This is a genomic window from Psychrobacter sp. ENNN9_III (assembly GCF_001462175.1).
Taxonomy (GTDB): Bacteria; Pseudomonadota; Gammaproteobacteria; order Pseudomonadales; family Moraxellaceae; genus Psychrobacter.
On record NZ_LNUO01000008.1, the window covers coordinates 1 to 21356 of the forward strand.

The following is a 21356-nucleotide window of genomic DNA, read 5'->3' on the forward strand; positions in this document are numbered from 1 at the left end:
AGCGTCGGCTCTCCCTTTTTACTACATCATTGTTTACGGTATTTACCATCACCATAAGATAAGATCTTCATGGTGGTGGTACAAAGTTGACAGTTTATTTTACCAGCAGCGCCTTTAGACAAATCAAGGATTCGTCCCGGAGTAAAAGGTCCTCTATCCGTAATTTTTACTATTACGCTTTGCTTCGTCTTTTTATTAGTTACTTCTACTTTCGTACCAAACGGCAACGTTTTATGAGCAGCAGTCATCGCATTCATATTAAAAATACTACCACTAGCAGTACGTTTGCCATGGAACTTACTACCATAATAACTGGTATTACCAGCAAATGCGGTGGTCGTCAGTAGTAGTGATAACGTGACTATCAAAGACTTGATCAAATAAGACATTTAATACCTATATGCAGTTTATAAAATAGACAGATATTCTTGCCTATGTTATTCATAGTCCCTATGAGTATGAATAATATAGCTATTTTACTATAAAAAGCTTTCTTTAACCTTACCACACTGTAAAAAACGCTTGAGTTCACATTTTGTCCAGTCCATATATGTTTATTTTTATAGTTATACTATTAATAGCAATATTAATAATATTAATCGTAATATTTATATAACGGTCTTTACTACTTTTATTGTTATCATCATTAAGTTACATAAAAAATTCATACCATATTGTTTAAAATTGGCATATTAATATCATCAACATGCTTTTGTTTTAAGGAAATACCACATGGCAGAAAAAAACTACTATGATATTTTAGGGGTCAAAAAAGACGCTTCAGACGCTGATATCAAAAAAAAAATACCGTAAGCTTGTGCGTCAATATCATCCAGATGTCAGTGACGATCCAGATGCTGATAATAAAATTGCTGAGATTAACAACGCTTATGAGACGCTTAGAGATAAAGACAAGCGTAGCGAGTATGACGCCATGTTAGATAATCCATTCGCTGGTCAAGGCGGTGCTGGAGGTTTCGGCGGTTTTGGTGGACAGTCTGCTGGCGGTGGGCAAGGCGGTTTCCGCTGGGAAGACATCAAGGATCAGTTTGGCGATGGTGAGGCCTTTGGCGGTGGAGGCTTTCGTTTCGACGACATATTTTCAGCTTTTGGTCGCGGAGCACGTGGACAGACAGGGGGTCGTACGCAAAGTAGTGGTTTTGACCAGTTTGGCGGTGGTTTTGGCGCACAAGATAACAAAGGTCAAGACCAACATGCAGAAATTACGGTGGATTTGGCCTCGGTATATAGCGGTGATGACTATAGCATTAAACTAAATGTGCCGGTTCGTCAGCCCAATGGCAGCGTGGATTATGAAAATAAAACCCTTAAAATTAAAATCCCTAAAGGCATCACAGATGGCAAGCAAATCCGCCTAGCGGGACAAGGTGCTGCTGGCATGGGTGGCGGTAAAAATGGTGATTTGTTTTTAAAGGTTAAAATCAGTCACGCATCTAATATCCGTATCGAAGGCGCAGATGTCTATCAGACAGTAAATATCGCGCCATGGGAAGCAGCATTGGGTGACAAAATCAATGTCAGTACGCCAGCAGGTACACTTGGCGTCACGATTCCCAAAAACAGCAAGTCAGGTAGTAACTTACGTCTAAAAGGTAAAGGTATCCCTGCTAAACAAGCGGGCGACCTATACTTAACCTTAAACATCGTTAATCCTGATATCAGTAGCGAGACTGCCACTAAGGCTTATGAGCACCTAAAGCAAGCTTTTGCCGATACCAGTATTAATCGTTGATGACGAAATAAAGAGCAAACGAGGATAATAATTATGAAACACTCGCCTGAATTTACCGACATTATTATGAGTTTAGATGAGCTAGTGACCGCCTGTGGTCAAGAGCGCCAATGGGTTATCGAGCTGATAGAAGAAAACATCATTGAGTATGACGTACCAGAGCGCGAGCAGTTCACAGGTTATCAGCTAACGACTGTGCGCCGTGCTTCACGTCTAAGTCGTGACTTTGACGCCAGTGTGCCTGCCATCGGTTTGATAATCGAGCTGCTAGACGAGGTTGAACAATTACGTCAATTAAAACGTCAGTTAGATAGGCAAGCACCAATCATTGAAGTAGATTTTGACAGTTTAAAATAGTCAAACTAATATCGAATAATAGACAAAAAAAAGGGCCTCAGCGATTAAATGAGGCCTTTTTCTGTTTGTGATTCTTAGTTTATAAATGTTAGCTTTCTAAAAATTAACGCGAGTATTTAGGATCAGCTGCTGCGGTAAATAGTACGTCCGTTGAAGAGTTTAGCGCGGTTTCTGCTGAGTCTTGGATGACACCAATGATAAAGCCAATCGCAACCACTTGCATAGCAATGTCATTTGGAATACTAAACAAACTGGCAGCCAATGGAATCAGCAGTAGCGAACCACCAGCGACCCCAGAAGCTCCGCAAGCACTGACTGTGGCAACCAAACTCAATAAAAGCGCTGAGGCAAAGCTTACTTCGATACCTAGAGTATGAGCCGCTGCAAGCGTTAAAACATTAATCGTAATGGCTGCACCTGCCATATTAATGGTCGCACCCAGTGGAATGGTGACAGAATACGTATCTTCGTGTAGACCCAGTTTGCCTGCAAGGTTCATGTTGACTGGAATGTTGGCCGCCGAACTACGCGTAAAGAATGCCGTAATTCCTGATTCACGTAGGCAAGTAAATACAAGGGGGTAAGGGTTTTTGCCAGTCTTAACTAGCACAATAAGTGGATTAGCAACTAATGCAATAAATAGCATACAACCGACCAGTACCATCAAGATACGTGCATAACCTGCTAAAGAGGCAAAGCCGGTTTCAGCGACTGTATTGGCAACCAAGCCTAAAATACCAAATGGAGCTAGGGCAATGACCCATTTTACGACCTGCGAGATGGCATCAGCAAAATCGCCAACGATGGTACGAGCAGTGTCACTGGCTTGACGCAGCGCAAAACCAATAATGATTGCCCATGCTAAGATACCGATATAGTTGGCTTCAGCGATCGCATTGATAGGGTTTGCGACTAGATTCATGAGCAGGTTAGTCAACACCTCTTTGAGGTTGGCCGGTGGTACTTGCTCAATATCAGCATTTACGAGAACTAAGTCAGTCGGAAATAAAAAGCTCGCTCCCACAGCGGTTAGTGCTGCCAAAAAAGTGCCAAACATATACATGATAAGCACAGGTTTGACATAAACTTCATTACCGCTGCGATGCTGGCTAATCGCTGCCATAACTAAAATAAATACCAATATTGGAGCCACTGCTTTTAGCGCACCGACAAATAGCGTACCTAATAATCCTAAAGCAATACCAACACTTGGTGCCAGCCAGCCAATTAACACCCCCAATATTAAACCAATAATAATGAGCGGCACCAGCCCTATACGCTGGTACATCGCAATCAATGAACGCATTTGTACACCCTCGAGTAGTCAGTCAGAAGTAAATTAATTATAAAAGTAGAAAAACAATCGGAGGATGGTAGCATTTTTTCAGATATTCGCCTACCAGTCATAAGGAAGGTAAGTGATAGTTGACTATAGAAGCGGTGACAGTGGCGATAAAAAAGTAAAGATAAAACGATTAAAATAGAATAAGCAGGCAAGTCCAGCAGATAAGTATAGGCAAGCCAGTTTTTATCAATTGGCTTGTCTATTAGGTTTGTTAAATAAGAAAAAATGTGATGAGAGAGGAAGCTTTATAACTTTAAGGTAGGCAAGGTATACAATGGGCAAGTTATACCTTGAAGTGGGTCAACTCATAGCCTAACTGTTTATAGTGCTTATATTTGTGACGACCTTCTTGTACGCTGGTCGCATCAGGTTTGATAAGCTCAAGGACTCGAGTAGGCTTGGCATTACTGGTCGCTGCCATAAAGTCATTAACTGGATGTAGCGTGGTATTGAGTACAATACCGTTGAAATCGGTTGGCATATAGCTACCCAGTAAGACAGGGGCTAATACCTCACTATCTACTTTAGTTGCATTATCATCAGCAGTGTCATTAGTTGAAGTCGCAAGGCATTGATGCGGAATAAAGCTTGTCGCCTCTTGTGCCCACAGAGCCTCATCAAGCATCGACAGTAACATCTCATCTTGAGTAAGAATCAATAACGACTGAGTACTCTTATTAAGCGCTGTTTGGGTCAACTGACAAATAAAGCCCAAGAAATCTTGGGCTTTACTCTCACTTATTACATAAAAACTGATTTTCATAAATCGATTAAGCCATGTTTGCGCTGTTTTTTAAGTATTGCATAAATAATGGTACAGGGCGACCCGTTGCCGCTTTATCTTTGCCAGAGCTCCATGCGGTACCAGCAATGTCCAGATGCGCCCATGCTTGACCTTCTTCGACGAAGCGTGACAAGAAGCAGGCAGCAGTCACAGCGCCAGCACCTTTACCACCGATGTTCTGCATATCAGCGATAGGCGAGTCAAGCTGTGCTTGATAAGCGTCATCCATTGGCATATGCCAGATAAGATCACCTGTTTGATTACTGGCGTTCTCTAATTCAAATAACACATCTTCATCATTACTAAAGACCGCTGAGCGTACGTGACCTAATGCGACTACGCAGGCACCAGTCAACGTCGCAACATCGATGATGGCTTTTGGCTGATAACGTTGTACGTAGCATAAGGTATCTGCCAATACTAAACGGCCTTCAGCATCGGTATTTAAGATTTCAACCGATTTGCCGTTCATGGCTTTGACGATGTCACCTGGGCGAGTTGCATCACCTGATGGCATGTTTTCAGCGCAAGCGAGGGCGCCCACGACGTTGATTGGTAGACGCGCTTCACATAAGGCTTTGAGCGTACCAAGCACAGACGCTGAACCGCCCATATCAAATTTCATCTCATCCATGGCTGCACCAGGCTTGATTGAGATACCACCTGAGTCAAAGGTTATGCCTTTACCGACCAACACAATAGGAGCATCATCATTTACAGCTTGTGCATTATCATCGCTACTGGTAACTGCATTTTTGACAGTTTTCTTATTAGAAGTTTTGGTTGGTAATCTATCAGCCAATGCTTTTAGACCACCAGAAACTTTAGCGTTGCTAGTCGCTTCTTTGCTAGCGTCAGCATTGGCACTAAAATTGGACTTGCCGCGATATTCCATAAGTACCAGCTTACCTTCTTTGGTAGAGCCCTTGGCTACTGCTAAAAAGCACTCCATACCTAGCGCTGACATCTCATCTTCACCAAGTACGCTCACTTTTAATAAGTCAGGATAGGTCTTGGCAAGCGCTTGGGCTTGTTCTGCCATATACGCTGGGAAGCAAATATTGCCCGGCTCATTGGCCACATCACGAGTCAAACTTTGACCTGCAAATACCGATTGGGCAAAATCTAGCGCAGACTGTAGTGACGCATCAGCCACCAAATAGATATCGGTCAATACTGGCGTGGTTTGCTCTGACTTGTATTTGTCAAAACGATAGCTTGCTGCCAATAGATTGAGGGCAAATTGACCAAAATGGTTTTCTTCTAGAGTATCATCCAATGCGACAGTAATCGATGCCACACGTTTTTGGGTGCTGCTATAGATGGTTTTAGCAATCTTCTGTAGTACAGTTTCATTAAGTTTATCAACATTGCCCACACCGACTAATAGTAGTTGTACAGGGTTTTGCTTGGTGGTTTTTTTGTCCCCTGCCAGTGCGTAATCTGCAACTGTCTCGCAAGCTTTACCGTTGAAGTGTGAGACTTCAATCAATTGCTCAATACGTGCTGTATAGTCGGTTAAAGAAGACTTTGCAAGAATGTTTTTTTTGTCGTCAACTAAGACCACAAGACAAGCTTCATCTTTACTCTTTGCTTCTTTTTTAAGTATTTTTTGCGTATGAGTTTTAGGCAGCTGCTGAGATAATTTGATATTCATATAGTTATCCTTATTAGAGTAGTAACATAAAAAGTGTCGATAAATGATGCAGTTATTTACATCAAAATTCTAAAATAAAAAGTAAAGCAGGACTGGATATTACTCAGTCATTAATCGATAAATTCTGTACCGAGGATGGTTAAAGCATGAGTCTTATACTTTATAGTGACTGCTTTAATAGCGATCAATTTTGGCACATTTGACTACTGCTGTAGTGTAGCATATCGAATAATTTGTGCGCAGAGTGCAAGGGTTAGTGAATGTTTCCGTATGGTCCTCTATATTATTTCACCCAGCTTATCATCTGCCAGTGATTAATCATTAACCAGCTTATCAGTCGATACCAACGCGGCAAACCTATCTTGCAAAGCTGCCATAGCCGTGTCGTGCATGATATCAGCACTTATCGTTTCTTTGTTAGCGTTAGGAAGATCGCGCGTCGCACAAGCATCATGGCAGACAAAATTTTGAAAGCCTAAGTCAAAAGCCGCTCTGACGCTTGAGCTGACACACATATGACTCATAAAACCTGCAAAAATAATCTGCTGTTTCTGAGTGGCGGAGATAAGCTCTTTAAGGTCGGTGTTATAAAAGGCATTGGGGTGCTTTTTGGTAATGGTTTTTTCACCATTCATCGGTTTTAAGTCGTCAACGATAACGACATTAGAAGATAATGGATCAAAAACGTTGCCATTGTCTTCCCCATGATGGGCAATATGAAAGATAGGAATGTCTTTTTTGCGAGCTTTATTAAGCAACAGGCTCGCATTTGCAATCGCCTTGCTACCTAACTGACCTAGCGGCATAGCACCGTCCACATATTCGTTTTGATAATCGATAAAGACGATAGCGCAATTTGACCAATCAAGCGTATCAAATTCGCCACCAGCTAACTCAAGCAGGGTAGAGGGACTAGGCATTTTATTCTCCATGAGGTGTTATAATTAAAAATTAGGTTATTATTAAGTTCTGATAGTTCATGAGTTTAGCAATTAATGGTGGCAATATTCGGTCAGTGATACGAATGACAAACAAACAAACTGTTCCGGCTTTCCAAATCAGATAAACCAAAGACTTTATATGATTAAACCTATCTACCTATCGCTTTATTAAGCTATATTGTTTTTTATCGTCTCGAACTATTCTTTGTCATAAACACAAACAAATAGGCCATTAGCAAGGGTTAGGTAATGTTTTCAAACACATTTCACCGCTATTTTTTACCAAAACATGCTAGCATTAGCGGTTACATTTCACCGCTATTTTTTACCAAAACATGCTAGCATTAGCGGTTATCTTGACCGCTAATAGTTGCTAATTTTTATATGACGTGGCTAATCAGTGGCTCAGCTATGTTTATATTTATTTAAGTATTTTTCTGAGTAAGACTGTCTTTATAATACCCAATCGACACATGAAAAACCGTCATTAAGTTTGCGATGAATCGCGCCAATACCAACTGTTTAAGAGTACCTATTGTGATATTACGCCGCTACATGACCCGTCAGGTTGCCTCAACCACTGCTTTGGTATTGGGTTTTTTGGTAGTAATGATGCTCGGTGGCCGCTTGATACGTTATTTCGGAATTGCTGCTGAAGGGAATCTCGATATTGGCTTGTTATTTGTCATTATCGGTTACAATTTGCCGTATTTTTTAGAGCTTATTCTACCGTTGGCGTTTTTTATTGCTTTGATGCTGGTGTTTGGGCGTCTGTATGTCGATCAAGAAATGGCGGTTATCAATGCCAGCGGGGTCTCTCGCGGTAAGCTTGCACGATTAATGACGCCATTAATCTTGGCGTTATTTGTCGGAGAGGCATCACTATCGGTTGTCGGAAAACCTTGGGGTGTGCGCTCATCAGAGGCAGTTTGGCAGCAGCAAGCACTGACTAGTGCTTTTGACTTGATTCGTCCCAATGAGTTTATTAGTAGCGGTAATTATCATTTGTATGTAGGCAGTCTTAGCGATGACAAAAAACAGCTGCAAGATGTGGTACTTATCCAATCTGAACCATCCAAAAAGACAGCTGACAATACAGATCAGCCTATTAATAAAGACACGATTACCTTAGCTAAACGTGCTGTGCAAGTAGACAATGCTGGTAGCGGTGTGACGCAGTTAGATCTGTTTCAAGGTCGTCGTTATGAAGTAGGTGCAGGCAGCTTAAAGTACAACCAAGTAGGTTTTGATCGTTACCGTATTACGTTGACCGAATCCTCAAAAGAGGTAGTGACTGAAAACAATATCGAAACCCAAGAAATCGGACCTTTGTGGCAAGCAGCTACCGGCAGCGTGCAAGTTAGTAGTGTCGATGCTCTACGTGCAGCACAAGGCGAGCTTGGTTACCGCTTTGCGCTGCCTTGGCTGATGATTATCGCGCCGATGCTCGCTGTACCACTTGCACAAGTACGTCCGCGTCAAGGTCGCTGGCTGCGTCTGTTCCCATCCATTTTATTGTTTGTCAGCTGTGCGCTTGGCATCATATCTTTGAAAAATGCCGTTGGTAAAGGTAGCGTGAGCGTCTGGGCTTATGCATGGCTCGTACTAGGATTTATGGCATTGGCGCTTTATATGAACTGGGGCAGCCGATTCCAGCATCGATTACGCGTGCGCTTAGAAGGTAAGTCGCTGGGCGTCGACCATCTAAAAAAAGACTCTAATGGAGGGCAACTATAATGCGCTCCTTGTTATCTAAGTTATCTAAAGCTCAGATTCCTCAAAGCCGTTCCTCCAATTTGAAAGTGCTGGGACGTTATGTCAAAACCAATGCACTTCTCGCGATTATCGCCGCAGTAGTCGGGCTGTGGGCATTACAAGTTCTATTTACCTACTTGTCTGAGCTTGAGGATTTGTCTGATAGCTACACCATGTCTGATGCGCTTAGATACATTTTTTACCGTTCGCCTTATTTTTTAGAACAATTTATGCCGACAGGCGCGCTGCTTGGCGCAGTAGTAGGCTTAGGGTTGCTAGCCAGTAAAAGTGAGCTTGTGGTCATGCGCGCCGCTGGTGTCAGTATTTATCGCATCGTTGGCTGGGTGCTACAACCAGCGTTGTTGTTTGTATTATTAGCATTGATCCTAAATCAGTTTGTATTGCCCAACTCCAACCAACTGGCTCGTGAAATAAATAACGAAGACAGCAGCTCACTGGTCACCTCAGTACGCGGCTACTGGACGATGCAGCCACGCTTTCAAAGTTCAACTGAAGGCAACATGGATGGTAGCGCACAGCCTGATGGCAGTGATATTTTATACATTGATTATGCGGATGTACAAGGCAACATTGGTGAGGTTAAGCGCTGGCATTTGGATAATAATGGTGACTTGCAAACGGCCACTCATGCGATGGGTGGGCAGTATATTGGTCGTGAATCTTTGGGCACTACTGGCAAGCTAAGCGAGCAGTATCGTTACGAGTGGCAGCTAAATAATATGACTGAGCTGACCATTAATCGAGGCTTTGAGAGTAGTCAGTCGAAAACTCCATTGAATACTCTAAGTTTGCCTTTCGCACCCGAGTCCGTCTATTTGCTGACTCGTGATGCAGAAGACTTATCGCTCACTCAGCTCTATGAGCACCGTCAATTTATGCAACAGCAAGGTAAGCGCTCGTTGCCACATGAGCTTGCATTTTGGCAAAAGCTGCTATCACCTTTGTCTATCTTGTCGCTAGTGATTGTTGCTTGTTCTTTTGTCTTTGGCTCATTGCGTACGCACAGCTTAGGCCTGCGTATCGTCGTCGCGTTACTCTTTGGTCTGCTATTTAGCTATGTGCAAGACTTGGTTGGCTTTGTCTCATTAGCAACGGGCTTTTCGCCCATGCTTATGGTGTTATTGCCGATTATCGGTAGTGCCGCGTTGGGTTTTTATCTCATAAAACGACAGATGTAGCCTAAGGCGCGCCCTAAAGTATGCAAAAAAAACACGCTAACATTAGCGTGTTTTTTTATGGCAGAGTTAAACTATCTTAGTCTTTGGTTGCCATGGTGATGGTATAAGTCTTGCCTTGTTTGACTTTTTCACTGTTGCCAAATACTTCGGTAAATGAGCGCTTCATAAACTGACGCAGGCCGTTAATTGTCACCACATAAAAACGTCCACCTTGGCGCATACGCTCATAAGCATCAAGGAAGTATAGATAATGTTGCTCTTTGCCGACCTTCGCTGGCAAGTTCGACATCACAAGACTAAAGTTTTTGTCCGCTGCCACATGATTAAAGCCGTTTGATAAATGCACATCGACATTTTTTAGACTGTTTTTTTCACAGTTACGGCGTGCATACTCTACCGCCATAAAGTCTTTATCAATTAATGTATGCTGACCATTCGGACATTCGCGTGCTGCCGTCATACCGAGCACGCCATAACCGCAGCCCAAATCTATCGAGTCATCATCCGCTTGAAAATCCACATAGTCAAGCAGCATGAGACTACCATCATCGAGCTTTTGCGGTGAAAAAATGCCCCACGTGGTAGTAAAGTCAAACGGCTTACCCAGCACATTCTCTTTAAAATGAATGTCTTCGCGCCAGTGTGCAGCGTTTTTTATTAGGTCAGCAGGTGGTCTATGGCTCATAGAATTCTCGGATAATGAATAAGTAAAAAAGGGCGCGCGGTCAATTAGCCAGTCGGCACGTCATGACGCACTTTATTGAGGGTATTGTAGCGACAAAAAGGAAGGTTTGCAGCAATCGATTAATAATTGATTGCTCGTAACAAAAAGAACGCCTATACTCAAGCAACAAGGAAAGATTGTTAACAATGTAATAGACATTATAGGGAAATTTTCTATGGCACTCTCAACCGTATTTGCACGTCCTCTGCTCACAGTACTTATGGCCACCGCTGTACTTGCTACCACCCCAGCTTGGGCTGATGACATCAAGATAAAGCGGGATAAGTATGGAACCCCGCATGTATATGCAGACAATACGTATGATCTGTTTTATGGCTACGGTTATTCTATCGCCCAAGATCGACTGTTTTCACTTGATATGGCGCGCCGTACAGGTACAGGCGAAGTTTCAGAAGTGTTAGGGGCGGAATTCGTTGATTTTGATAAGCAAATACGCGGCAATTATTGGCCTTGGCGGGTACAAGAGCAGGTTAATAATGCCAGTAAACAGCAGCGCGATGTATTAAATGGCTATGCTGCAGGTATCAATGCTTGGATCGCTCGCGTTAATGCACAACCTGACACTCTAATGCCGAAGGAGTATTTGACTCATGGCGTCAAGCCCAAGGCTTGGACAGGTTATGATGTAGCGATGGTATTTATTGGTTCCATGATTTACCGCTTTGGTGATTATAATACTGAACTCGATAATGCAGCTCTGCTTGAGTCACTGGTTGAAAAACATGGCGAAACCAAGGGTCGTGAAATTTTTAATACCTTATTGTCCTTAGATGTGCCTGAGGCACCAACCACTATTCCACCAGGGGACTGGGACCCAGCAAAACGTGAAAACCCCAATCTAAACTTGCGCCCTGTATTGAAAGGGGCAGTGTCTCCTGAGATATTACGTCAAGCCGCTAGAGCGCCGACTGATTTTGTTGGTGCTGACGGAGCCGCTCTACCACGCGAGAAGTGGAGAGAGGCCAATCTAAAAGCCCTACAAGCCCAAGGTCCTTCAGCTTTACGCTATGAGGGCGCCTCAAATATGGCCATTCTTGGGCCGCAAAAGCTAGATGGTGCAAAATCTGTACTCTTAAATGGACCACAGTTCGGCTGGTATCAACCTGCGTATACCTACTCGATTGGCTTACATGGTGCAGGCTTTAATGTCGCTGGCAATACCGTCTACGGCTATCCAGGTATTATGTTTGCTCATAATGGACAGATTGCTTGGGGAAGTACATGGGCGGCAGGCGATCTGGTGGATTTGTTTCGTGAAACGCTCAACCCAGAGAATCCTGCGCAGTATAAGTACAAAGGCACGTGGCAAGACATGAAAGTCAGTGAGCAAACCATCAATGTAAATGGTGGCGACTCGGTACCGTTTACCGCCTACCGTACCGTACACGGTCCAGTCGTGGCACGAGATGAAGATACCAATATTGCCTACGCACAAAAGCGCGCTTGGAGTGGTAAGGAACTCAGCACCCTTGAATCTTGGGTCGATATCATGAAAGCCCAAAATTTTGACGAGTTCAAAACGGCTGCTGCAAGGTCAGCGGTAAACGTCAATCTTTACTATGCCGATGCGAAGGGTGATATCGGTTATATCTTTGGTGGTCATTATCCCAAACGCGCTGCAGGTCATGATGGACGCACACCTGCATCTGGTGAAGGCGATATGGACTGGCAAGGCATCATGCCGTTTGAAACCAACCCGCAAGTACTCAACCCTTCAAACCATATGATCTTAAACTGGAATAACCGTCCTGCCGAAGGCTTCCCAAGTCCTGATCAATATTGGTACTCGTGGATGCTTGCAGATCGTGTCAAAGTTTTGTTTGATGAATTTGAGGGCAAAGAAAATTTTACCGCTGATGAGGTGTGGGATGCTGTCGTTAAGCATGCTTCGTTTGAAGATGTCAATGCAGGCGAGATGATTCCATTTGTACTAGACGCCGTAAAAGGGCTGCCCGCAGATGATTCACGTCATCAGTTGGCGATGCAGCTACAAGATTGGAATCAGATGCTTGAGGATAAAGACAATGATGGTAAATACGATCATCCTGGCGCTGCCATTATGCAAACGTGGCTGACACAGTTTTTAACGCAAACCTTCAAAGAAACCCTACCTGAACCTTACAATGGTATTTTTGCCAACGCAGGCTACCCAGGGCCTAAGGTTACCACAGCATCCGGACAAAACATCCAAGTAGGCACTAAAGTTCTACACTACAATTTATCAGGTAAGGGCTATGATTTCTTTAATGGTAAACCAGATGCGGCTATCTTGTCAGCACTCGATGCTACCGACAAAGCGCTTAGCAAAGAATACGGAGACGACATAGCAAGATGGTTAGCCCCCGTCGGCATCATCCGCTACAATCATAAAAACTTCCGCGAGATTCCACAAACCCTGCCAGCTCAGGAGCAAGACACCGCTATAGCAATGAACCGCGGTACTGAAAACAACATGACAGTCTTTACCGAAGATGGTGTAAAAGCGTGGGAAACTGTACCACCTGGTCAAAGCGGTTTTATCGCGCCCGATGGTACAACGACAGCTCACTATAATGATCAAACCGGTGAATATGCTGAACTTGGTCGTAAGCGCGTTTGGTTTACGGATGAAGAAGTGGATGCTAATACGGTTTATACGCAGACAATCTCTATTAAAAGATCAGAGTAAATGAGTCAAAGAAGTTTAAGCTAAAGAAATAGCGCACACGCTGTGATTGATTAAGCAGTGTGTGCGTTTTTAGTTGTGGGTTCATTTTATAAATAGAGTTGAGATAAAAACCTAGCCTACGCATCTTATACTAAAAAATCTAAAATTTTTGAACGCAACCGTTACCATAAACCTTCTAATCTCATCCCCTCAAACTCTTCTTCAACAAATGATCAAATATAAACGGACCAAAAGGCAAAAACGAGCCGAGCACACCAGCAGGCAGTGCCCACAGTGGCATTTTTATTTTGCTCGCAGCATATACAAGTGTCAAAATGTAGCCGATAAATAGTACTCCGTGCGCCATACCAATATATTTCACCGCTTCAGGAATGCCCAACATATATTTGAGCGGCATGGCAATGCCAAGCAATAACAGAAAAGAAGTTCCTTCTAAATAACCCATAACAGTCAGCGTTTTAAGTACAGAGTTTTGACTTTTGGTTAGCGTAGGCAGGGCAGAGGGCTGAGCTTGCAACACGGATTATTCCTTTTACGATCTTCTATTAATAATTATGCAATAGGTTAAATGGTTTGGCTAGGTTAGCTCAAGCGTAATCCATCATTATCTTAATATCATACAGAAAATCCCCTTTAAGGGATTTTCTCTTGCGAGCCGAACGAAGCAGTGCTTCGTTTTAACGGCTCTCACCCACGTGGATGGAGCTCTGCATGTAATTTTTGCAATCTTGCCGTCGCCACATGGGTATAAATCTGAGTGGTCGATAAATCACTATGGCCTAATAACAACTGCACGCTGCGAAGGTCCGCGCCATGATTGAGCAAGTGAGTTGCAAAGGCATGACGTAGAGTATGCGGCGATAGCTCTTTATCAATACTGGCGACTTTGGCGTATTTCTTTAATAAGTACCAAAAGTTCTGCCGCGTCATATAACCGCCTTGCGCAGTCAAAAATACCGCTTGGCAATTGCCAGACTTTAAATGCGCTATCAAATCGCCGCGTCCATGAGACAGATAATCGTCCAGCGCGTCCGCTGCATATTCGCCTAGCGGTACCAGCCGCGTTTTATTACCTTTTCCAGTAATCTGTAACCAGCCAGCATTGAGGTTGACTTGTTCAAGCGCAAGATTAATCAGCTCACTAACCCGTAGGCCGCAAGCATATAACACTTCTAACATGGCTTTATCACGTAGACCCAACGCGGTGCTAGTATCAGGTGCAGCGAGTAGGTTATCGACATCTGCTTCCGCTAAATCTTTTGGTAATGGACGTCCAAGCTTGGGGCTTTTGATACGCTCGCATGGGTTGTCTTCGCGCAGGTTACTGGCGATCATCCACAAGTAGAATTGGCGTAGGCTTGAGAGCATTCGCGCTTGGGTACGCGGGGTTTTGCTCTCGGTGGCAAGGTGAGAAAGACAATGCAATACATCTTCGGCTTGCCACTTTGTCAATGCTGTAGGGCAGGTCAGCTCACAAGTACGCAGGTCACGAACATAAGCATTACGCGTACGAGTTGCCAGACCGCGGGCCAGCATCGCTTGACGAAACTCAGTTAAATAGGCTGGTTCATCATCTACAGCCAGTGCTTTTGGCTGACGTTGCTGTACGGCGCGATCACGACTCATAAAATAATGCTCAAATAAGAATAAAGACAGCGACGAAAGATACTCACAAAGACACGCTTAGAAATACTATGCCGTTTTTTTCTTAACCAAATATCGATAGAGCGTCACGCTTGTAGGCGTAGCATCATCGCTATCAATGGTGATTTCGTCAGGATCGGCATTTAAGTGTACGTTTTCAGCCAGTGTTTCTTGTTGCACAAGCTCATGACCGAGATGACGACAAAAATTAGGAATATCACGCGTCGTCGCAGGATCGGTTGCGAGGATTTCAATGATATCGCCGCCATCGGCTTTACGAATGGTTCGATGCAGCATCATGACTGGCTCCGGACATATAAGTCCTTGAGTATCTAGATGATGATTGATCGCGGTGTTAGGTGTCGAGGTAGTCATAATCGTCATATTACACATGAGTTGTGAGTTTAAAAATTGCTCTTAATTGCTGTTGGCTATTGTTTAGAAGTGTCTTGCAGTTTTTCAGCATCTGCAATCTCATCTTCAGTTTCTTTTTGCGCTTCTAAAAAATTAAAAAAGCGCTTAAAGTTTGCTTTAAATAAAAACGCTACTCCAAGCCATGATGCCAGTCCCAACCATGCGGTATCAGCGAATAACAGCCCACCGACTAATACGATCGTAGATACACCGATGCTTAAAGCAATCATTGAAGGTTGATTTAAGCGATAACGGTAAATGACAAAACCATCATAAAGAGTGATAGGTATGGTTAACGCTATCAGCGCATAGGGCAAATTAAAAAATAAACGGTAAAGTAGCTGATTGTCGTGAAATGCTTTAATACTAGCAACGGTGCCAAAGACCATAAACGCGATAATAGCAGCATAAATAAGATAAATCGCTATTTGGTTGGCACGCTGTGCACCTTTAATACGTGCGATAGCAAGCGGAGCAAAACCGTATTGCGTTGATTGGTCTAAAACATTGGTCATAACGATCAGTCATTTATCCGTAAAGGTTTATGTTACTTTGTTTAATGGTTTAACTAATCAGGTTTGATAGCACTAATCGCCATGCTACTATTTGGATCGGTAAAGTACGTTGATAATAAAATGCAGGCAGAGATATCATCAATTGGGTCACGCTCATTTTGGATCCAGCCATTCTCCCAAGCTATTTCTCTTGCCGCCATGGAGGTTAGGCGCTCATCACATAGTGTCACTTTTGCAGGCAAGCGCTGCTCCATTAGTCTGTGAGCTAGGCGACGCGCAAATTTGTGCGCTCGCTTTGAGAGCATAGAACTACTGCCATCCATATTTAAAGGAAGTCCAACAAGCACTTGGGTAATTCCCCAAACCTTAATGATGCCCAATAGATTGTCCCAGTCTGGCTGTCCATTATTCATGGCCAAAATATCAAATGCGCGTGCAGTCTCGGTCACAGTATTACCAAGTGCCATTCCCATTTTTTTGACACCATAATCTAGTGCCAATATAAGGTGAGGCTTAATCTCAGGTTCTGTTACAGCCGTGTCGACAGCTTTAAGAGAAGGATTAGAATCTACCATCATTCTATGTATCTCCTATTTCTATGAGGCCCAATTTACTAAGATGAGACTCTACTATGGCAAATACCTTATGCATGACCAATATCACTACTAAGATAATCAAAATTGACACCGATTTTCTCAGCGGCAAGCTGCCAGCGCTCTTCAAACGGTGTATCAAACAATAATGTTAAGTCGGCAGGGCATATTAACCAGTCACCACTTTCAAGCTCACGCTCAAGCTGTTTTTTGTTCCAGCTAGCATGTCCTAAACATAGCTGGTAGTGTCCAATGCCTTGTCCTGCAGCGATGCGCTGTAAGATATCTTGACTGGTGGTGATACAGACGTTCTCTGAGATGGCAAACGACGATGCCCACTCAGGCTGACCCGTATGCAGTACAAATCCTACCTCAGGATACATCGGACCGCCTTCTAATGCTAAGTCTTCCATAATTTGAGGATTGGTCACATCGATGCTTAAGTCTTCTAACAGCTTACCCACACGTGCCTGCTCAAGTGGACGGTTTACCATTAGCCCTAGTGCACCTTGTTTATCGTGGCGACAAATGTAAATAAGCGCCCGCTCAAACCTTGGGTCTGACAAGTCAGGTGCGGCAATTAAGAAGTGATGGGTCAAATTAGCTTTGGACATAGAGACAAATGCAATATAAAAAAGGTGAGACACTACTATATGGTGATACTAAACAAAAAAGCAATATAGAAATGACGTGTGAGCACAATCAATGGACGTAAAACATGAGCTGATGTTTTATCAGTATTTTTAAGATGAGGTCACGCTTTAGCAGCAGACTTTTACTTAATGCCAGTCAATAAACTACGTGCATGGTCACGAGTGACATCAGTAATGGTAACACCGCCTGACATACGTGCCAGCTCATTTACCTGCGCATCTTTGGTCAAAATTATAAGCTCACTTTGCGTCTGCTCATTATGATGTTTTTGCACCATGATATGCTGATGCGCTTGGGCGGCGACTTGAGCTTGATGGGTAATCGCTAACAGTTGTTGTGTCTGTCCAAGGCTGCGCAGTAATTCACCCACCACTTGGGCAGTACCGCCACTGATACCGACATCCACCTCATCAAAGACTAGCATCGGTTTGGCAGCATTGTTGTCAGAACTCGTCGCTTGCAATACTTGCATGACCAGCGCCATGCGCGATAGCTCACCACCTGAGGCAATTTTATGTAGCGGCTGCATCGGCATACCGACGTTGGCGCTAAACAATAGGTCAATATCATAACAACCTTGCGCATTATAAAGATTGGAGCTTGTCCTTTTAGTAAAAACAAACTCACAGCGAGCGTTAGGCAAAGCAAGGGGCTGCAGTTGCTGAACAAGCTGCTCACTAATGACAGGTGCCGCTTTTGAACGGCTGTCATTTAACTTGGTAGCAAGCTGCAGGTACGCTTGCCAAGCATCTTCGATTTGTGCAGCTAGCACATCACTACTAGGCTCGTTTTCTAACTGTTCTAACTGCTGCTGCCAAACATTGGCTTCAGAGATCAAATCTTTTGCCGGTAAATTATGTTTGCGCGATAGACGATGACCAAGGCTTATAAGGCTGTCCAAGGTTTGCAAACGTTCAGGATCAGGGAGTTGTTGTTCGGCATAGTCTGTGAGTAGGGCAGTCACTTCAGTGATCTGCTGCTGCGCGAGATGTAGTTGCTCTGAGGCTTGCCCAAAGGTTTGGCTGACACCTATTTGATGGTCACACAGTTTGATCGCCTGACCAAGTAAGGTCATCACGTCAGGCTCGTCGCTATCGTTATCGAGTAAGTGTAAACCATGACTGGCCTCTGTCATTAAGGCTTCAATATTAGATAGCTCTTCATGCTCAGCTTCGACATCATGATAGTCGACAGCTAATAACGGTGCAATATCAGCCAACTGGTTTTGGAGCAATTGAATACGGTCTTGGCGCTGAGCTTCACGGCTAGCAATCTCATCCGCTTGACGTTTTAGTTGTTGATAGTGCTGGTAACTGCTCGCTGTTTGCGCTGCTAAAGGAGTTAATTTTGCCATCTCATCAAGCCATTGCACCACAAATTGCGGCTTTAGTAGTGCTTGCTGAGCATGCTGACTATGAATGTTGACGAGCAGTGCACCCAAGCTTTTCAATTCTGCTAGGCTCACAGGTGTCCCATTCAGCCATGCTTTTGAGCGTCCATTATTACTAAGCTGCCGACGAATCAGTACTTCAGGCTCATCTAAAGAGCGCTCATGCTCAGTAAACCAATCAGCCACAAGGGTATTATCAGTCACATCAAACTGCGCATAGATATCGGCATGAGCCGCACCATGTCTGACCATGGCACTGTCTGCTCTTTCACCAATACAAAGTGATAATGCATCTAGTAGCAATGACTTTCCCGCTCCTGTCTCACCGGTAATGACATTAAAGCCCTCAGCCATGCTCAGCTCATGTTCAGCAATCAGCGCAAACTGATGTAAGGTTAACGATAGAAGCATTGAAGTCTCTCATGGTCGGCAATTGACATTGATAATCTTAATTAGACTAGCGATAAGGCTTGTGAAAAGCAACTGCGTTTGGTGTCTTATTTTAAACTAATGAACGGCTTAGCTGTCGGTAATAAATCTACCAAATTATACCAATATTAGTATACACAGCAATTGCTCAAGAATTCTAATATAGGGTCAGGTTGATTAATAGATAATATTTTCAGCAGTGCTGTAACAAACTTTTTAGATATAATGTGGTAGCATAAACTCACTTAATCACAAACTTGAGCCACAGTCTCTACACATACTTGTTTGATGAGTATCAAATTTGCATGGCAGAAAACTTGGTTCATAAGTGGTTGAGCTATTAAACCGATAACATAATATACTTATCTAAGAACAACTATTTTAAGAATAACTATGTTAAAAGCAGTTGTTTTAAAATAAGCTATGTTGAGTGTAAAGGTTTAACCTGTAATGTCATAAGACACTTATTTTTTAGTTTAGTAATAATTATTTGATAAGGAAGCCACTATGTCAGCGGCACAATATACTAACGTAACGGTCAATGCTCAGGCTACAGTAACATATGATGGGCGCTGCTCCAGTCATACCATTATGTTTGAAGATGGTCGTCATAAAACATTGGGTGTCATTTTGCCTTGTGACAATACTGTTGAACGATACCATTTTAGTACCAATACTTCAGAGCGTATCGAGATTATTAGCGGTGAATGTGAAGTTAAAATAGAGGGTGACGAGGAGTTTAGCTATTACCGTGCTGGCCAATCGTTTGTGGTTGAAGGCAATAGCAGCTTCACTCTACGTACTGAAGAAATTGTACAGTATGTCTGCCATTTAGAAGGGTAGTGTTAATGTTAAATAGGCAGGTATAAATCTCTTATAATCACGATTGTTAAGTTTTTTCACAGACATCGTGATATCCCAATTCATATCATATTAGCGATATTCAATTCTTATTAGTAGGCCTATTATGGCAAAACCCAGTTACTTCTATGGTATTCATGCCATCGATGCTTTACTTGAACATCGTCCGCTTGATGCATTGAGCTTATTTGTGCAACAAGGGCGCGAAAACGACAGTCATGTCAAAGACATCATTACGCAAGCCCAGGCAAATGGCGTTAGTATGCAGCCAACGCAAAAAGATAAGCTCACGCAACTATGTGGTAGTCCGCAGCATCAAGGAGTTGTACTGCATGCTCGTCCATTGGGATTTGCAGATGAAAGCATATTAGATAATATCATCGGACGCGATCAATGTTTATTGCTGGTACTTGATCAAATTACTGATGCACATAATTTTGGTGCATGTTTACGCACAGCAGTCGCAATGGGCGTGGATGCAGTGGTCTGTCCAAAGCACCATGCAGCAAGTTTGACTCCGACGGTAGCTAAAGTGTCGGTAGGCGCAGCTGAGATGATGCCTATCATTAGTGTGACCAATTTAGCACGTACGCTCACGCATATTAAGGATGCTGGTGTTTTTGTATTCGGTACGGCCCTAAACGAAAACGCCAAGCCTCTACATGCGGCTGATTTAACAGGAAAGACGGCTTTAATTATGGGGTCAGAGGGCGAGGGCATGCGCCGATTGACTACAGAGAGCTGTGATGAGCTGGTATACATTCCAATGTCAGGAAACGAGCATGGCAATTTACAAAGTCTTAATGTAAGTGTGGCCACTGGTATGGCGCTCTATGAAGTTAATCGACAGCGTACTTTAGCTGCTGGGCAAGTTTGAGGTATTTTTGATGTAGCGGCTCTAGCTGTTGATGTAAGCTTGCTAAATCTTTTTCATTTACCACCAAATCATCAGCATGCCGATTGCGTTCAGTACGGTGAAGTTGGTTTGCCATGATGGCTTTTATCTTCACCATACTTTGTTCATCACGCAGACTTGCACGCGCAAGTTGCGTCTCCTCATCTACATCAATCACTAAAATACGTTGGCATAAGTTAGCAAGTCCGGCTTCCGCAGCTTCAATGAGGAGTGGTGCTGATAATATGATATAGGGTGAAGTGCTTGCTGCTAGCTGTTGTTTTGCGGCTTCGCGAATAGCAGGATGGGTGATTGCTTCAAGATCAATGAGTGCGGCAGGATTAGCAAATACATGGGTACGTACAGCTGCTCGGTCCATATGACCTTCTGCATCAATCACCCATTCACCAAGCTTTTTTTGAATCTTACGTAGAGTAGGACTGCCTTTTTTTACTACTTCATGAGCAATCACGTCGGCATCAATGATGTCAATTCCTTGTGCTGCAAACCAATCACTAGCCGCAGACTTACCACTACCAATCCCGCCTGTTAACCCAACCACTAAGGTTTTGTTTTGTACGTTAGCCTGCTGGCGTTCATGTATAGGCGTTTTAGAATATATTGACATAACAGTGACTTATTGGCTCGTAAGTTGGTAGAAAAGACAAGTAAATACCTTAGTATTCATAACTTAGTTGTTATTATTAAGCAATCGTCTCGAACTTACTAGCTTAACGCGTACCTCCGCCTTGGCCGT

Annotated in this window: 20 protein-coding genes and 1 pseudogene; 7 read left to right on the plus strand and 14 right to left on the minus strand. The window is 43.4% G+C overall.

Annotated features, from left to right (window positions below; genetic code table 11):
* Positions 1-26: 26 nt before the first annotated feature.
* Positions 27-389, minus strand: coding sequence for a septal ring lytic transglycosylase RlpA family protein (locus PENNN9_RS00520; protein ID WP_058367829.1), 363 nt, complete (start codon positions 387-389; stop codon positions 27-29).
* A 343-nt stretch (positions 390-732) separates the two neighbouring features.
* Here PENNN9_RS00520 and PENNN9_RS00525 point away from each other — a divergent pair.
* Positions 733-1753 (plus strand): annotated as a pseudogene (locus PENNN9_RS00525) (DnaJ C-terminal domain-containing protein).
* Between the two features lie 33 nt (positions 1754-1786).
* Positions 1787-2110, plus strand: coding sequence for a chaperone modulator CbpM (locus PENNN9_RS00530; protein ID WP_058367830.1), 324 nt, complete (start codon positions 1787-1789; stop codon positions 2108-2110).
* Positions 2111-2213: 103 nt separating this feature from the next.
* Here the strand turns inward: PENNN9_RS00530 and sstT are convergent, their stop codons facing one another.
* From sstT to PENNN9_RS00550, 4 genes are all read right to left on the minus strand, one after another.
* On the minus strand, positions 2214-3416 hold the full coding sequence (gene sstT / locus PENNN9_RS00535) for a serine/threonine transporter SstT (RefSeq protein WP_058367831.1): 1203 nt from the start codon (positions 3414-3416) through the stop codon (positions 2214-2216).
* Positions 3417-3738: 322 nt separating this feature from the next.
* Positions 3739-4218, minus strand: coding sequence for a DNA polymerase III subunit chi (locus PENNN9_RS00540; RefSeq protein WP_058367832.1), 480 nt, complete (start codon positions 4216-4218; stop codon positions 3739-3741).
* Positions 4219-4225: 7 nt separating this feature from the next.
* Positions 4226-5896 carry a leucyl aminopeptidase gene (locus tag PENNN9_RS00545; RefSeq protein WP_058367833.1) on the minus strand — a complete coding sequence of 557 codons (1671 nt, stop codon included), beginning with the start codon at positions 5894-5896 and terminating at the stop codon, positions 4226-4228.
* 314 nt (positions 5897-6210) lie between these two features.
* Positions 6211-6816 (minus strand): cysteine hydrolase family protein, encoded by a 606-nt coding sequence (locus PENNN9_RS00550; RefSeq protein ID WP_058367834.1) that lies wholly within the window; start codon positions 6814-6816, stop codon positions 6211-6213.
* 519 nt (positions 6817-7335) lie between these two features.
* Between PENNN9_RS00550 and lptF the strand changes: the two genes are divergently transcribed.
* Both lptF and lptG read left to right on the plus strand, forming a co-directional pair.
* Positions 7336-8574, plus strand: a complete 1239-nt coding sequence (gene lptF / locus PENNN9_RS00555; protein ID WP_256713867.1) for an LPS export ABC transporter permease LptF — start codon at positions 7336-7338, stop codon at positions 8572-8574.
* Positions 8574-9791, plus strand: a complete 1218-nt coding sequence (lptG, locus tag PENNN9_RS00560) for an LPS export ABC transporter permease LptG (protein ID WP_058367835.1) — start codon at positions 8574-8576, stop codon at positions 9789-9791. Before lptF ends, lptG begins: the two co-directional genes overlap by 1 nt.
* 76 nt (positions 9792-9867) lie before the next feature.
* On the opposite strand, the gene PENNN9_RS00565 is transcribed toward lptG, so the two are convergent.
* Positions 9868-10476, minus strand: coding sequence for a class I SAM-dependent methyltransferase (locus tag PENNN9_RS00565; RefSeq protein ID WP_058367836.1), 609 nt, complete (start codon positions 10474-10476; stop codon positions 9868-9870).
* Positions 10477-10690: 214 nt separating this feature from the next.
* On the opposite strand from PENNN9_RS00565, the gene PENNN9_RS00570 reads away from it, so the two are divergent.
* A complete protein-coding gene (locus PENNN9_RS00570; protein ID WP_058367837.1) occupies positions 10691-13204 on the plus strand; it encodes a penicillin acylase family protein in 2514 nt (837 codons plus the stop codon).
* A gap of 181 nt (positions 13205-13385) precedes the next feature.
* Here PENNN9_RS00570 and PENNN9_RS00575 read toward each other — a convergent pair whose 3' ends face one another.
* From PENNN9_RS00575 to recN, 7 genes are all read right to left on the minus strand, one after another.
* A complete protein-coding gene (locus PENNN9_RS00575; protein ID WP_058367838.1) occupies positions 13386-13724 on the minus strand; it encodes a DUF3817 domain-containing protein in 339 nt (112 codons plus the stop codon).
* 167 nt (positions 13725-13891) lie between these two features.
* Positions 13892-14830, minus strand: a complete 939-nt coding sequence (gene xerD / locus PENNN9_RS00580) for a site-specific tyrosine recombinase XerD (RefSeq protein WP_058367839.1) — start codon at positions 14828-14830, stop codon at positions 13892-13894.
* 66 nt (positions 14831-14896) lie between these two features.
* Positions 14897-15223: a sulfurtransferase TusA gene (gene tusA / locus PENNN9_RS00585; protein ID WP_058367847.1), complete on the minus strand. Its 327-nt coding sequence runs from the start codon at positions 15221-15223 to the stop codon at positions 14897-14899.
* A 56-nt stretch (positions 15224-15279) separates the two neighbouring features.
* Entirely contained in the window at positions 15280-15777 is a 498-nt protein-coding gene (locus PENNN9_RS00590; protein WP_058367840.1) for a hypothetical protein, read from the minus strand.
* A gap of 53 nt (positions 15778-15830) precedes the next feature.
* The gene (gene ruvX / locus PENNN9_RS00595; protein ID WP_058367848.1) at positions 15831-16352 is read right to left on the minus strand and encodes a Holliday junction resolvase RuvX; all 522 of its coding nucleotides are present in this window, start codon (positions 16350-16352) and stop codon (positions 15831-15833) included.
* A 68-nt stretch (positions 16353-16420) separates the two neighbouring features.
* Complete coding sequence (locus PENNN9_RS00600) at positions 16421-16984, minus strand: YqgE/AlgH family protein (protein WP_058367841.1); 564 nt, start codon at positions 16982-16984, stop codon at positions 16421-16423.
* 161 nt (positions 16985-17145) lie between these two features.
* On the minus strand, positions 17146-18825 hold the full coding sequence (gene recN / locus PENNN9_RS00605) for a DNA repair protein RecN (protein ID WP_058367842.1): 1680 nt from the start codon (positions 18823-18825) through the stop codon (positions 17146-17148).
* 525 nt (positions 18826-19350) lie between these two features.
* Between recN and PENNN9_RS00610 the strand changes: the two genes are divergently transcribed.
* Together PENNN9_RS00610 and rlmB are read left to right on the plus strand one after the other, a co-directional pair.
* The gene (locus PENNN9_RS00610) at positions 19351-19686 is read left to right on the plus strand and encodes a pyrimidine/purine nucleoside phosphorylase (protein WP_058367843.1); all 336 of its coding nucleotides are present in this window, start codon (positions 19351-19353) and stop codon (positions 19684-19686) included.
* Positions 19687-19810: 124 nt separating this feature from the next.
* Positions 19811-20581, plus strand: coding sequence for a 23S rRNA (guanosine(2251)-2'-O)-methyltransferase RlmB (gene rlmB, locus PENNN9_RS00615; protein ID WP_058367844.1), 771 nt, complete (start codon positions 19811-19813; stop codon positions 20579-20581).
* On the opposite strand, the gene coaE is transcribed toward rlmB, so the two are convergent.
* On the minus strand, positions 20544-21227 hold the full coding sequence (coaE, locus tag PENNN9_RS00620) for a dephospho-CoA kinase (protein ID WP_058367845.1): 684 nt from the start codon (positions 21225-21227) through the stop codon (positions 20544-20546). The genes rlmB and coaE overlap by 38 nt on opposite strands.
* Positions 21228-21356 lie beyond the last annotated feature (129 nt).